Here is a 14399-nt window from a genome sequence, read left to right as displayed (position 1 = left end):
CATAAAAAAATCTATGAAATACATTGTTATACTATTGTTGGCCGCTTTTGTGTCGAATGCTCAAATTAGAAAAGAGCAATTAGACCTTATGCCTTGGCCACAAAACATAAATTTGACTTCAGGTACTTTTATGTTGACCAAACAATTCAAAGTCAATATTACAGGTAACTCGGATGCCAGACTATTTATAGGCACAACTAACTTTCTAAGAAGATTAGATAGTAGAACTGGATTGTTTTTAGGACAGGAATATGTCACAAAAATCAATGAATTTCCTGAAGCAGAATTACTGATAAACTGCGGTCGAAAGGGAAAGGTTGGATTAAACGAAGACGAAAGTTATCAGCTTTCTATAGTATCAGGCAAGATTACACTTAATGCGACAAATGATTTAGGTGCTTTACATGGATTGGAGACCTTATTGCAATTAATGCAAAATAATGGCACCTCTTTTTATTTTCCAGCAGTAGAAATTACGGATTCGCCGCGGTTTACTTGGAGAGGGTTGATGATTGATGCAGCAAGGCATTTTCAACCTGTTGATGTTATCAAGAGAAATCTTAATGCGATGGCTTCAATGAAAATGAATGTCTTTCATTGGCATTTAGTCGATGATCAAGGTTGGAGAATCGAAATAAAAAAACATCCAAAGTTGACCCAGTTGGCTTCAGACGGAGATTATTATACCCAAGAAGAAATTAAAAACATTGTCAAATATGCTGATGAACGCGGGATTATGGTAGTACCTGAAATAGATATTCCCGGCCATGCTTCCGCTTTACTTTCTGTTTATCCTGAAATAGGGAGTAAACAAAGTGTTGGCATGCCTTATACTGTTGGACGAAGATCCGGAATTTATGATTCGGCACTTGATCCTACGAATCCTAAAACATATCAATTATTAGGCGAAATTTTTGACGAAGTATGTCCACTGTTTACCAGTAAATATTTTCACATTGGCGGAGACGAAAACAACGGTAAAGAGTGGAATGCAAATCCTGCTATTGAGGAATTTAAAAAAGGAAATAAAATAACAAGTAATCATGACTTGCAAACCTATTTCAACATGAAGTTGATACCGATGTTAAAGAAGCATGATAAACGACTGATGGGGTGGGAGGAGATTATGACCAAAGACATGTCTAAAGACGCTATCATTCATGCATGGAGAGGAGGCAACGAAGGAGTTACTCCCGGTGGCGCTCTAATTACAGCTGCAAAAAATGGTTATAATACTATTTTGTCTAATGGATATTATATCGATTTAATGCTTAGTGTTGATGGTCATTATTTAAATGATCCATTACCTAAAAATATTGCTCTTTCTCCGGAAGAAAAGGCACGAATACTAGGTGGGGAGGCGGCCATGTGGAGCGAACTGGTTACGCCTTTAAACATAGATTCAAGAATCTGGCCAAGAACTGCTGCAATAGCGGAGAGATTATGGTCAAATGATACTATTACAGACTTAAATAGCATGCATAGAAGATTAAAAGTCATTTCGTCCAGACTGGAAGAAGTAGGAGTAATGCATATTAGAAATAAAGAAGTGATTTTGAGAAATATTACTAATCATCAAGACACGAGGGCGTTGAATGATTTTACGAATATTTGTGAACCTTTAAAAAATTACAAACGTAATGGTGGTGGGAAAAAGTATTTTATGTATTCTCCACTAACGCTATTTGCTGATGCTTGTACAGCCGATGCTTCTGACGCTTATGATTTTAATAAGGCAGTAAATCAATATTTAGAAAATAAAAGTCCTGAAAATCAAATTGTGGTAACGAGTTTTTTTAGAAAATGGATAGCCATGAATAATGATTTAATTGCATTGAGTGCTAACGCTCCATTGATTCAGCCTGTTTTACTTATGTCTAATAATTTAAGCATGATTTCAAAGCAGCTTTTGTTAGCGATTGAAGAAAAACAAAATATTGATAAAAAAGCATTAAATGAGTTATTAGAACAATTAACTATTCGGAATTCGGCCGATGTAGAATTAGCGGTTTATGCTAGTTTAAAAAGGCTGCTATAACTGCCAAAAGGAGTAGCTGAAAAGCGATAGTAGAAGATTTCTTTTTCTTTAATCTTTTTGTTGGTTAACAGCTGCTTCATTGATTTTTTATTCTTTAACTGTTTTATAATAAGAAAGATAGGTTTTAAATCTTTGAAAAAAGTAAAAAGAAATATTTTTTTCAGATATTTTTAAGCTTTGGAGTTATTGATTTCACAAATATGTATTTACAGATTTAAAAAATCGTAATTTTTTTTGTACTTTTGCACAAATTTTATAAAAAAATATACATGCTAACAATTAATAATTTATCAGTTCAGTTTGGCAAACGAATTTTGTTTGACGAAGTAAATACCACCTTCACACATGGTAATATTTATGGAGTTATCGGAGCTAATGGAGCTGGGAAATCTACATTTCTTAAAATAATTTCAGGTGAAATGGATCCGACATCAGGACATGTCCATTTAGAGCCAGGGAAACGTATGTCGGTTTTAAGTCAAAACCACAATATGTTTGATGAACATACCGTATTGGAAACCGTAATTATGGGGAACAAGACATTATATTCTATCAAAAAAGAAATGGACGAGCTCTATTTAGATTATAATGATAAAAATGCAGATAGAATAGGAGAATTACAAGTGCAGTTTGAAGAAATGAGTGGTTGGAATGCAGATTCTGATGCCGCTTCAATGCTGTCAAATCTAGGTATTGGCGAAGAGCATCATTATACTTTAATGGGAGATCTAGAGGGAAAAATAAAAGTTCGCGTCCTTTTGGCACAAGCTCTTTTTGGAAACCCAGATTTACTGATAATGGATGAGCCAACCAATGATTTGGATTTTGAAACCATAGCTTGGCTAGAAAATTTCTTGGCAAACTATGAAAATACTGTAATTGTTGTATCGCATGACCGTCACTTCTTAGATTCTGTATGTACACATATCTCGGATATTGATTATAGTAAAATAAATCATTATTCAGGAAATTATACTTTTTGGTATGAATCAAGTCAGTTAGCTGCAAAACAACGTGCACAACAAAACAAAAAAGCAGAGGAAAAGAAACAAGAATTAGAAGAATTTATTCGTCGTTTTTCTGCGAATGTAGCCAAGTCTAAACAAGCTACTTCTCGTAAAAAAATGATTAGTAAATTAAATATATCTGAGATAAAACCTTCAAGTCGTCGCTACCCCGCGATCATCTTTGATCAAGAGCGTGAAGCAGGAGATCAAATATTGAATATTCAAGGTTTAAGCGCATCTATTGATGGTGAGGTCTTATTTAAAGGAGTTGATTTGAATATGGCTAAAGGAGATAAAATTGTTTTATTCTCTAAGGATTCTCGTGCAACGACTGCTTTTTACGAGATATTAAACAGAAACCAGATGGCAGATTCGGGTACTTTTGACTGGGGAGTTACTACCAATCAAGCTTATTTACCAGTTGAAAATCATTCATTTTTCGAGAGTGACTTGACACTTGTAGATTGGTTGCGTCAATGGGTAAAAACAGAAGAGGAACGTGATGAAGTTAATATTCGTAGTTTCCTTGGTAAAATGATTTTCTCAGGAGAAGAGGCATTAAAAACATGTAGAGTGTTATCAGGAGGAGAAAAAGTGCGTTGCATGTTGTCTCGAATGATGATGGAGAGAGCAAATGTATTGATGATTGATGAACCTACAAATCACTTGGATTTAGAGTCTATTCAAGCATTTAATAATTCATTGAAAAACTTTAAAGGATCGGTAATCTTTACTACTCATGATCATGAGTTTGCTCAAACTGTGGGTAACAGAGTAGTGGAATTAACTCCTAACGGAGCTATCGACAGTTATATGACATTCGATGAATATTTAGACGATGAAAAAGTTCAGGAATTGAGAACTAAGATGTATACTAAATAAGAGCGATAAAACTATTTTAAAAAACTCCTGTAGTCGATGCTGCAGGAGTTTTTTTATATTAAAATTTGGTTACTTTTTACCAAATAATTTACTCACGATAAAGAGAATTACCGCTAGAATCGCGATTACTATAAAAATACCCACACCCATTCCAGCTTTAAAAATTCCTTCTACTACTGAACATCCTGTTAGGGATAATATTACTGTTAACAACAACAATATTCTAATTATTTTATTTTGCATAATTTCTACTATTTAGTTCTAAATTTGATTTGTTAGCTTTGATAAAATTAATAAAATAAGTCAAAATTACTTTTATATAATTCTATATATTTGTTATACTATTTTTATAATTGCTCTTTTGTCTCAATGATTTTTTAATCTCGAATGATAATTATAAAATCCTAAACTGGAATTCGTATATTTGCGAGACTAAAAACAACACTTTACTATGACTCAAAAAGTATTGCTCAATTCCAAAGAAGTCAATATCATTCTGCATCGTTTGGCTTGTCAGCTAATTGAAAAACACCTTGACTTTACAGATACTATTCTGATCGGGATTCAGCCTAGAGGAACTTTTCTTGCTGAGCGACTTAAAAATATTTTGGAAAACGAATATAATACACCCGAAATAAAATTAGGGCTGTTAGATATTACGTTCTTTAGAGATGATTTTCGCAGAACGGACAAACCTTTGGAGGCAAATGAAACTAAAATTAATTTTATTGTCGAGAACAAGAAAGTGATATTTATTGATGATGTTTTGTTTACAGGGCGAAGCATTCGATCTGCCTTGACCGCTATTCAATCTTTTGGTAGGCCGTCAGAAATAGAACTACTTGTTTTAATTGACAGACGCTTTAGCCGTAATCTACCTATACAGCCCGATTATAGAGGGAGACAAGTTGATGCTATTAACAATGAAAAAGTGAAGGTAGAATGGAGCGATAATAACGGTGAAGATGCAGTGTATTTAGTGACTAATTAGAGGATTTAGATTAAATAGTAAAGAATCTAATTTTATAAAAACAATAATAATCGTAAACGAATGAAAGAATTAAGCGTAGATCATTTATTAGGGATAAAATATATTAACAAGAATGATATTGACCTTATTTTTGAAACAGCCGATCATTTCAAAGAAGTCATTAATCGTCCCATTAAGAAAGTACCTTCTTTACGAGATATTACGATTGCCAATATATTTTTCGAAAATAGTACCCGAACAAAACTCTCCTTTGAACTGGCACAAAAACGATTATCTGCAGATGTTATTAGTTTTTCAGCAGCTCAATCGTCTGTAAAGAAGGGGGAAACACTAATAGATACGGTAAACAATATTCTTTCGATGAAAGTGGATATGGTAGTGATGCGTCACGCTAATCCTGGAGCAGCTTATTTTTTGTCTAAAAATGTAAAAGCAAGCATCATAAATGCCGGTGATGGTGCGCATGAACATCCTACTCAGGGACTATTAGACAGTTATTCGATAAGAGAAAAACTAGGTGAAGTAGGAGGTAAGAAAGTTGTAATCGTAGGAGATGTATTGCACTCCAGAGTTGCATTATCTAATATCTATGCTCTGCAAATGCAAGGTGCAGAAGTTAAAGTTTGCGGACCAAAAACCCTAATTCCAAAACACATTGAATCACTGGGGGTAACAGTAGAGCCTAATTTGCGTAAAGCACTAGAATGGTGCGACGTTGCTAATATGTTGCGCGTGCAAAACGAACGCATGGATGTGAATTATTTTCCATCGACTAGAGAGTACGCACAACAATATGGTGTAGATAAAACACTATTAGATTCTTTAGATAAGGAAATTGTAATTATGCATCCGGGACCTATAAACAGAGGAGTAGAGATTACTTCTGAAGTGGCCGATTCCCATCAGTCCGTTATTTTGAATCAAGTTGAAAATGGTGTAGCAATACGAATGGCGGTGATTTATCTTTTAGCATCAAAAATTCAGTAATATAAAAAAAGGTAGTAACTTAGCTAGATAGTAATTCTGAAAACGCAGTATAATGAAAGTAGATCAAAAAGGACACACAATTACAATCAAAGACACTCAAGGGGATTTCACTTCTTTTTTGATGAAAGTAACACATCAATATAAAACCTTCGAAAAACATAATATTATAATAGACCTTTTGCATCATAAAGACTTGACTGTAGATGACGTTAAATTATTCTTGCCTTTGTCTAAGCAACATAAAAAAGCAAAAAAATCTTTTATAATTGTTATTTCTGAGTTGGATTATAATGCAGTTCCTGATAAATTAACTGTTGTTCCTTCTCTACTGGAAGCGCAGGATATTATCGAAATGGAAGAAATTGAAAGAGATTTGGGTTTTTAAAAATATTTAATTCTTAATGGATAATTTATCTAAATGTCTTTAATCGAAAAGCATAATTTTGAAACTAACAATACTAGGCTGTTATGCAGCAACTCCCCGCACTTTTACCAATCCCACTTCGCAAATATTAGAAATCAAGAATAGACTATTTCTAATCGATTGTGGAGAAGGTACACAAGTACAGTTACGTAAAAACAAAATAAGATTTTCTAAAATCAACCATATTTTTATTTCGCATTTGCATGGAGATCACTTTTTTGGATTGATAGGTTTAGTGTGTACGTTTACATTACTCAATCGAAATACCGATTTACATATTTATGGTCCAAAAGGGATTAAAGAAATTATAAAATTACAATTGCGATTAGCCAATTCATGGACTAATTATGGTTTGCATTTTCATGAATTAGAATCAAATGAAAGTCAAATTGTTTTTGAAGATGATAAAGCTATCGTAAAAACAATCCCGTTGAAACACCGCATTTATACCAATGGTTTTTTATTCGAGGAAAAAATGGATAAAAGGAAACTGAATACAGATGCCGTTCAGAATTATGAAATTGACAAATGTTATTTTCAAAATATCAAAAACGGGAAAGACATCACCTTAGACGATGGAAGGCTAATTAAAAATGCACAATTGACATTTGATCCAACGCCCCCAAAGAGTTATGCTTTTTGTTCTGATACAGCCTATAATGAGGCTATTATTCCAATAATAAACGGCGTAGATGTATTATATCACGAGTCAACTTTTTTACAATCAGAAGAAACGCTGGCGGGAAAGACAATGCATTCCACGGCAAGAGAAGCGGCTACAATCGCTTTGAAAGCAAATGTGAAACAATTGGTTTTGGGGCATTATTCGACGCGTTATGAGAATATCAGTCTTTTTAAAGAGGAAGCGGAGACTATTTTTTCTAAAGTGCTTTTAGCTGACGATGGACGAAGTTTTGATTTTTAATCGAAGTCATTAGTTTTTAGAAAATAATAATAAACAGTCTTGTTTTTAGTTTTTTAAAAATAGATAATATATTAAATAGGATAATCTTAAAATAATAAGAAATGCAAGATTTAAGTAATTATAGAAAGTCATATGAAAAGAGCGAGTTATTAGAATCTAACATTCCGGAAGATCCAATTAATCTTTTCAATCGATGGTTTCACGAAACAGAGGATTTTGGAGGAACTGAAGAAGTAAACGCAATGACTGTGGCAACAATTGGTTTGGATGGGTTTCCAAAATCCAGAGTGGTGCTGTTGAAAAGATTCACAGAAGAAGGATTTATATTCTATACCAATTATAATTCAGAGAAAGGCAAGGCTATTGAGGCCAATCCAAATATATGTCTTTCTTTTTTTTGGCATAGTATGGAGCGTCAAGTAATCATAAAGGGAATTGCTCATAGAACCTCTGAGGTCATTTCTGATAATTATTTTGATTCAAGACCTGAAGGAAGTAAGTTGGGAGCGATAGTTTCTAATCAAAGTGAAGTCGTTCCTTCTCGTGCTTATATCGAGGAAAATTTAAAACAATTAGAGGTAGAATATGAAAGTATGGTAATTCCAAGGCCAAAACATTGGGGTGGCTTTTTAGTTGTTCCTGTTGAAGTTGAATTTTGGCAGGGAAGACCCAATCGTCTGCATGACAGAATCCGGTATAAAAGCGTAGAAGATTTTTCTTGGAAAATTGAAAGACTTTCTCCTTGATATGTAAGAAAATGATATTGTCTGATGTTAATTTATTGTCATTTGTCCATTTTATAACATGGTTTATCGGCAAAAAAAGTAGTTTTGAAATCTAAAAAAAAAACAAGATATTTAACATTTATAAATTTTTTTAGTCTATCTAACTAATTTATAATCAAACTACTACAAATTTTTATGAAAACAAAATCATTTTTTGCATTATTACTTACAACCGTGATATGTACTTTGAATTCTTGTTCCACGGACTCTTATGAAACTCCTGGAACATCAGCTGAATCTTTAGCATTAGAAAAACGAATACGTACAAAAACACCTGTTCCGACACCAACTACTGATCTACATAATTACTCGTATAGTAGTGTTGAAATTCAACTTATGGATTTAATAAATGCTTATAGAGTAAGTAAGGGTTTGAATTCATTAGTAAAAACTAATTACATATCTATAAAGGCTGAAGAACACAATAACTACATGTTATCTACTAATATACTTAGTCATGATAATTTTGCAGTGCGTTCTCAAGATATAATGAAAACTTTGGGAGCTAGATCAGTAGGTGAGAATGTTGCCTATAATTCTAGTACAGCACAAGCTGCTTTTGATGCATGGATGGCTAGTCCAGGACATAAAACTAATATTGAAGGAGCTTTTACTAACTTTGGTATGTCAATAAGAGTGAATTCATCTACTGGCAGAAAATATTACACCAATATTTTTGCTAAAATATAATTTAGTATTTTTATAATTCTAAAGGCTGCATCAATTTGATGCAGCCTTTTTATTTTAGATCAAATTAGTAATTTGATATTGTGATCTCCTAGAATAAGATAAAGTAAATGAAAAAGGAGCAAATTAAAGAGATTCAAAAGCTACGTATACATCACATTCAACAAACACATGAATATTTATAGTTTGATAATTAATTTCCACAAATAAAACATAACAAAAGTGTTTTCAATTAATTGGTTTATAAACTATTGAGTAAAAGGCATAATCGACAGAAATAATATACTCCAATTATTTCTTTTGTAAGAATAAGTTCAAAACAGCTAATCAAGAAGCTGCTATTTAAAGGATTTACAAATTTCGTATGTTTTATGTGATCTAAACGAGATTTAATTTTTTGTTTATTCGAAATTTATAACAGCTCCCTGCTCCAAAAATAAAACGCTCATTCTTAAAGTAAGAAAAACACATAAACTGCAGTTAAACTTTTGTAAATTATTGATTTTAGTTAGTAGTTTATGGATGAAAAAAGTAGTTTTGGATTCTAATAAAAGATATTAAAAACAATTTTTTCCAAATAATTTTAGACACGAACTATTTGGTAATCAAACTACTACAAAATTTTATGAAATTTAAATCACTTGCCACATTATTACTTGCCTCAGTAATATGTACTATGAATTCTTGTACTACAGATCCTTATGAAGAACCTATTTTACCTGTTGAAATAGTAGCTCCAACACCGACTCCAACACCGACTCCAACACCGACGCCAACTCCGACTCCAACACCAACACCAACACCAACACCGACTCCAACGCCAACTCCAACACCAACTCCAACACCAACACCGACTCCAACACCGACGCCGACTCCGACTCCGACTCCGACGCCGACGCCAACTCCGACGCCAACAACTGACCCATATAGTTATTCTTATAGTGCTTCTGAACTTCAACTTATGGATTTAATAAATGCATACAGGGTAAGTATTGGTTTAAATACGTTAATAAAAACCAATTATATTTCCACAAAGGCAGAAGAACACAACAATTATATGATAACGACAAACATACTCAGTCATGATAATTTTACTGCGCGTTCCCAAGATATAATGAAAACCTTAGGAGCTAAATCAACTTCCGAAAATGTTGCCTATAATTCCAGTACAGTACAAGCTGCTTTTGATGCTTGGTTAGCAAGTCCTTCACACAAAGCAGCTATTGAAGGGGCTTATACTAACTTTGGAATGTCAATTAGAATAAATTCTGCTACTGGTAGAAAATACTATACCAATATTTTTGCGAGAATTTAATTATTTTCTTTTTTAAAATTAGAGGCTGTCTATTCCCTGTTTTCAGCCTCTAAATTTTAATTTAGGAAAGTATAGTGCTATATATTTTTAAAGACCACCTTTATTTCAATATTTATTATCCTAGAATCAGTACGCATTCATTTGAGAAATAATCAATTCTAAACTCCATCAAGTATTTCACAAATAAAGCTGATTTATATTGGATACGATAATAGCTCTTTCTTCATATTGAAATTCACCACGAATAATTAACGTATTCTTTTAAGATTAAGTGAAAGAATACTACTTTCCGTCATTTATTAGAATTTATTTATTTCTTGTTTCATTCATTATTAAGGTAAGTGAAATAATACAATACAAATAAAAAAGTGTATTTTATCAACTATTTTTGTTGTTTGTCGCAAATAAATGTATGTTTGAAAAGAAAAAAACGTGATAAATGCATATTAAAGAAGTTTGCCCCACAATCTACTTTAAACTTAAACTACTAAATTTATGAAGAAAAATTTATTTCGAGCAGTACTGTTAACGGCAGCTATATTCACTTTGAATTCCTGTTCGTCTAATACTTCAGAAGTATCTACAGTAGAAGCAAAGGTAAATGTTGATGTAAATTATACTTATAGTCTTAATGAGTTAGAAACGATACAACTGATAAATGATTACAGAGTAAGCCTTGGTCTTAATGCATTAGTAAAAATCAATTACATTTCTGTTAAATCAGAGTATCATGATAATTATATGATTAGTAATAATGTTGTTAATCATGATGGGTTTGTAGACCGCTCTGAAAACATTATAAAAACACTAGGAGCTAAAACAGTAAGTGAAAATATAGCTTATAATTATAATACACCTCAAGCTGCAATGACTGCTTGGTTGAATAGCCCCGGTCATAAAGAGAATATAGTTGGTAATTTCACTCATATTGGAATTTCAATAAGAGAAAACGCTGTAACAGGTAAGAAATATTATACCAACATATTTACAAGAATATAATTCGTTTATTTTTTTTAAAAAAAGAGGTTGTCTTTCCCCAAATGACAGCTTCTTTTTTTGTTTTTAGACTAATTTAGAATTATATGTTTTTAAATTAAACTCCACAGCTATTTCTACATTCTTAATGAACCAAGTTGAAAACTCGCGGAATAGCGATAATTAAAGGTAAAATAAAAAGGAAAAATTTAATCTTTCTAACTCCTCTAAATTTAGACATAAAAATTTTTATCTTCACATTTAAGGATTCAACAGAAGTATTTATGAAACCATAATAAAAATAGTTTAAGATTGTTTGATAATGATTTACAATCAATCTAGAAATTATATTGAAGTACTTTAATCGAACTTGATTTACTTTTTCTTTAATTAATTTTGACGAAACCATAAACCTTTTCATTTCAATGATATTATGCCGTTCTTGCGCTAGATTACAGGCTATTTAAATATCCGGAAAATAAGTAACGTCCTTTTTAACTTACTAAATATTTAGATTTGTTTTTTATAAAAAAAATAGTGTCTCTACTAAATTATGTCTAATGATTAGTAGTACTAAGCACCACTTGTCACTTATCTTCATTACGTCATCAACTCAGCGCGATTTTTATATATGTTTTACTTATCCATATCTGAAAATACTGCACAATAAGCTCAGTAAAAAAACTAATTCCTAATTTAAATTTCATACATCTTTTTTGGACAGAATTGATCTCTTTTTAGTAGGTATCTAAAACTTTTTTTACCGTCTTATAAATTGTCAATTTAAAAACGATAAGGATGATTTTTAGAATTATAATTTGATCTGTTTAGTATGGTACTCTTCTATTTGTAAATTAACTTGAATACTTTAATTTTAATTTTTTTTCTACAAATTTGTAAGTTTAATCCATTTAGAATATATAATTATTTTATAATAAACGTGTGAATATTGCAATCTAATGGCTTTAATTTTTTAGATATTTTTAAAATTTATATTCACTTAAAGTAATCCAATTATTACGTTATTAACAAAATGATGTAGTTTGTCGATTATTTATGTAGTTTTAACGGAATTGTATGTATGTTTGAAAAGAATTAGAACATATAGTAAAACAACATTGAAGAAGTTTGCCCCACAATCTACTTTAAACTTAAACTACTAAATTATGAAAACAAAACTACTTTACTCAGTACTTCTTTTAGCAGTTATTTTTACATTAAATTCCTGTTCATCTGATGCTTCAGAAGCATCTACGGTAGAAGCAAAAATATTAGTTGATGCAAATTATACTTATAGTCCAAGTGAATTAGAAGCAATGAAATTGATAAATGATTATAGAGTAAGTGTTGGACTAAATTCATTAGAAAAAATTAATTATATTTCTGTTAAATCAGAAGATCATGATAATTATATGATTAGTAATAATGTTGTTAATCATGATGGTTTTGTAGACCGTTCTGAAAATATTATAAAAACACTAGGAGCTAAAACAGTAGGTGAGAATATCGCTTATAATTATAATACTCCTCAGGCAGCGTTAAATGCCTGGTTGAATAGCCCTGGACACAAAGAAAATATAGTTGGTAATTTTACTCATTTTGGAATCTCAATAAGAGAAAATCCAGTAACAGGTAAGAAATTTTATACTAACATATTTGCAAAAATTTAATTAGTTTTTTTTAAAATTAGAGGCTGTCTTCCCCCAATTGACAGTCTCTTTTTTATTTTTATAAGGTAAAAATAATACAAATTTCCCTTGGTATTATTCATTCCATTATTTAAATAGACTTTTCTATTTTTTAAATATTGTATTGCAAAATCTATTTCAATATCGAACAATGCAGGGACCATTAGTTTGATTGCACAAACTTCTTTTAAATCAACAAATATTTTTTCATTAGCTACTTCTCTCCTCAACAAGGCTTATACTTTATTTATGAAATAAGAAATTGGGTAATTCATTATAAACACAATACCTTTGGAAGATTCAATAAAAAAAGATATAAAATGATAACCCATCTCGCACTTCTTCGTGGCATTAATGTTTCTGGTCACAATATGATAAAAATGGACGCATTAAAAACCACTTTGGAAAACATTGGTTTTACAAAAGTGCAAACGTATATTCAATCAGGGAATGTTTTTGTAACCACAGAAGAAGAAAGTGCCGCTAAAGTAGGTTTTATTATCAAGCAGGAAATTTTTAAAGTCTTTGGCGGTGATGTACCAGTAATCATTCTTAATACAGCAGATCTCCAAGCTTGTTTTACCAACAATCCGTTTTTAAAAGAGAAAGAAGCAGACACGAAGAAATTATATGTCGCTTTTGTTTCTAAAGAGCTTCGTTCTGAAAATATCAATGATTTAAAAATCAGTCAATTTAAGCCTGACGAAGCCCATCTAGACGGCAATCGGATTTTTATTAAATACGCTGTAGGAGCAGGGAAAACAAGGCTAGATCAGAAATATATCGAGAAAAAATTAAACCTGACGGCGACCATCAGAAACTGGAATACAGTCACAAATTTGCTAAAGATGTATCAAGAAATGAATTAAAATATAATCGGGATGGTTTTTACTTTACCAAGCTTAGACTAATAAATTGAGATGCAAAACAGTAAATTTAAAACTGACTGATATAACTAAAACTCCGGAATCTAGTGATTTCGGAGTTTTTTTATACTGGCGATTCTTCAAAATAAAGTTCATTATCACTCTATTTCTTATGATAATATTCGCAATTTATTTGAAGTTTTTGTTTTAAATTTATACTTAAATAGTTGATAATATATTTTTTAATACTCTTTAAAACAGGTTGTTATATTATTTTAGAGAATTAATTAAAATTAAACATGATCTCACGAGTAGGTACTTATCTCAACTTACATGAAAGGAAGATTTGAAATTTAAAGAACAACATTATGGAATCAAATGAGAAAATAGTTATTTCGGTCGAAGTTATAATTGACGCCCCAGTTGAAACGGTGTGGAAGAATTGGACTACACCTAAAAATATTATGCTATGGAATGCAGCTTCTCAGGATTGGCATACTACTTTGGCAGATAATGATTTACGAATGGACGGGATTTTCTGCTATAAGATGGAAGCCAAAAACGGGAGCGCCGGTTTTGATTTTAGAGGAAAATATGAGGTAGTTCAAGCAAATGAACAAATTTCCTATGTTACAGATGATGGAAGAAAAGTAAAAATTTTTTTTACTAAAGAAGAGTATAAAACCAAGGTGGTCCAACTTTTTGAAGCTGAAAATGAAAATCCGATTGAATTACAGAGAGAAGGATGGCAAGCCATTTTGAATAATTTTAAAAATTATGTAGAAATGCATCTTCAAGAAATAAGCTTTTCAAAATGGAAAGTCTAAAA

The 14399-nt window shown here is 31.5% G+C and carries 16 protein-coding genes; 13 read left to right on the top strand and 3 right to left on the bottom strand.

Annotated elements, in window-relative coordinates:
* Positions 1 to 13: 13 nt before the first annotated feature.
* Both BMW63_RS11575 and BMW63_RS11570 read left to right on the top strand, forming a co-directional pair.
* Complete coding sequence (locus BMW63_RS11575; protein ID WP_074723634.1) at positions 14 to 2038, top strand: beta-N-acetylhexosaminidase; 2025 nt, start codon at positions 14 to 16, stop codon at positions 2036 to 2038.
* A gap of 269 nt (positions 2039 to 2307) precedes the next feature.
* Positions 2308 to 3927: an ABC-F family ATP-binding cassette domain-containing protein gene (locus BMW63_RS11570; protein WP_074723633.1), complete on the top strand. Its 1620-nt coding sequence runs from the start codon at positions 2308 to 2310 to the stop codon at positions 3925 to 3927.
* A gap of 69 nt (positions 3928 to 3996) precedes the next feature.
* Here the strand turns inward: BMW63_RS11570 and BMW63_RS18150 are convergent, their stop codons facing one another.
* On the bottom strand, positions 3997 to 4170 hold the full coding sequence (locus tag BMW63_RS18150) for a hypothetical protein (RefSeq protein ID WP_175460281.1): 174 nt from the start codon (positions 4168 to 4170) through the stop codon (positions 3997 to 3999).
* A 208-nt stretch (positions 4171 to 4378) separates the two neighbouring features.
* Between BMW63_RS18150 and pyrR the strand changes: the two genes are divergently transcribed.
* The 8 genes from pyrR to BMW63_RS11525 all read left to right on the top strand — a co-directional run bounded on the left by pyrR (position 4379) and on the right by BMW63_RS11525 (position 11040).
* Positions 4379 to 4918 (top strand): bifunctional pyr operon transcriptional regulator/uracil phosphoribosyltransferase PyrR, encoded by a 540-nt coding sequence (gene pyrR / locus BMW63_RS11565; RefSeq protein WP_074723632.1) that lies wholly within the window; start codon positions 4379 to 4381, stop codon positions 4916 to 4918.
* Between the two features lie 60 nt (positions 4919 to 4978).
* Positions 4979 to 5905, top strand: a complete 927-nt coding sequence (locus BMW63_RS11560; protein ID WP_074723631.1) for an aspartate carbamoyltransferase catalytic subunit — start codon at positions 4979 to 4981, stop codon at positions 5903 to 5905.
* A gap of 52 nt (positions 5906 to 5957) precedes the next feature.
* Positions 5958 to 6290: a ribonuclease Z gene (locus BMW63_RS11555; protein ID WP_074723630.1), complete on the top strand. Its 333-nt coding sequence runs from the start codon at positions 5958 to 5960 to the stop codon at positions 6288 to 6290.
* A gap of 58 nt (positions 6291 to 6348) precedes the next feature.
* Complete coding sequence (locus tag BMW63_RS11550; protein ID WP_074723629.1) at positions 6349 to 7254, top strand: ribonuclease Z; 906 nt, start codon at positions 6349 to 6351, stop codon at positions 7252 to 7254.
* A gap of 101 nt (positions 7255 to 7355) precedes the next feature.
* On the top strand, positions 7356 to 8000 hold the full coding sequence (pdxH, locus tag BMW63_RS11545; protein ID WP_074723628.1) for a pyridoxamine 5'-phosphate oxidase: 645 nt from the start codon (positions 7356 to 7358) through the stop codon (positions 7998 to 8000).
* A 225-nt stretch (positions 8001 to 8225) separates the two neighbouring features.
* The gene (locus tag BMW63_RS11540) at positions 8226 to 8729 is read left to right on the top strand and encodes a CAP domain-containing protein (RefSeq protein WP_245744950.1); all 504 of its coding nucleotides are present in this window, start codon (positions 8226 to 8228) and stop codon (positions 8727 to 8729) included.
* 622 nt (positions 8730 to 9351) lie between these two features.
* Positions 9352 to 10041 (top strand): CAP domain-containing protein, encoded by a 690-nt coding sequence (locus BMW63_RS18450; protein ID WP_245744948.1) that lies wholly within the window; start codon positions 9352 to 9354, stop codon positions 10039 to 10041.
* Between the two features lie 495 nt (positions 10042 to 10536).
* Positions 10537 to 11040 (top strand): CAP domain-containing protein, encoded by a 504-nt coding sequence (locus BMW63_RS11525; protein ID WP_074723626.1) that lies wholly within the window; start codon positions 10537 to 10539, stop codon positions 11038 to 11040.
* Between the two features lie 121 nt (positions 11041 to 11161).
* On the opposite strand, the gene BMW63_RS18680 is transcribed toward BMW63_RS11525, so the two are convergent.
* Positions 11162 to 11425: a transposase gene (locus BMW63_RS18680; protein ID WP_074723625.1), complete on the bottom strand. Its 264-nt coding sequence runs from the start codon at positions 11423 to 11425 to the stop codon at positions 11162 to 11164.
* 757 nt (positions 11426 to 12182) lie between these two features.
* Between BMW63_RS18680 and BMW63_RS11515 the strand changes: the two genes are divergently transcribed.
* Positions 12183 to 12686, top strand: coding sequence for a CAP domain-containing protein (locus tag BMW63_RS11515; protein WP_074723624.1), 504 nt, complete (start codon positions 12183 to 12185; stop codon positions 12684 to 12686).
* Here BMW63_RS11515 and BMW63_RS11510 read toward each other — a convergent pair.
* The gene (locus BMW63_RS11510) at positions 12683 to 12934 is read right to left on the bottom strand and encodes a hypothetical protein (protein ID WP_074723623.1); all 252 of its coding nucleotides are present in this window, start codon (positions 12932 to 12934) and stop codon (positions 12683 to 12685) included. The genes BMW63_RS11515 and BMW63_RS11510 overlap by 4 nt on opposite strands.
* A gap of 90 nt (positions 12935 to 13024) precedes the next feature.
* On the opposite strand from BMW63_RS11510, the gene BMW63_RS11505 reads away from it, so the two are divergent.
* A complete protein-coding gene (locus tag BMW63_RS11505) occupies positions 13025 to 13573 on the top strand; it encodes a DUF1697 domain-containing protein (RefSeq protein WP_074723622.1) in 549 nt (182 codons plus the stop codon).
* Between the two features lie 365 nt (positions 13574 to 13938).
* Entirely contained in the window at positions 13939 to 14397 is a 459-nt protein-coding gene (locus tag BMW63_RS11500) for an SRPBCC domain-containing protein (protein ID WP_074723621.1), read from the top strand.
* The last annotated feature ends 2 nt before the right edge of the window (positions 14398 to 14399 follow it).

This window comes from Flavobacterium frigoris (assembly GCF_900111075.1).
Taxonomy (GTDB): Bacteria; Bacteroidota; Bacteroidia; order Flavobacteriales; family Flavobacteriaceae; genus Flavobacterium; species Flavobacterium frigoris.
The sequence above is the reverse complement of the archived record's forward strand: the minus strand, read 5'-3'. Positions and strand labels throughout refer to the sequence as shown.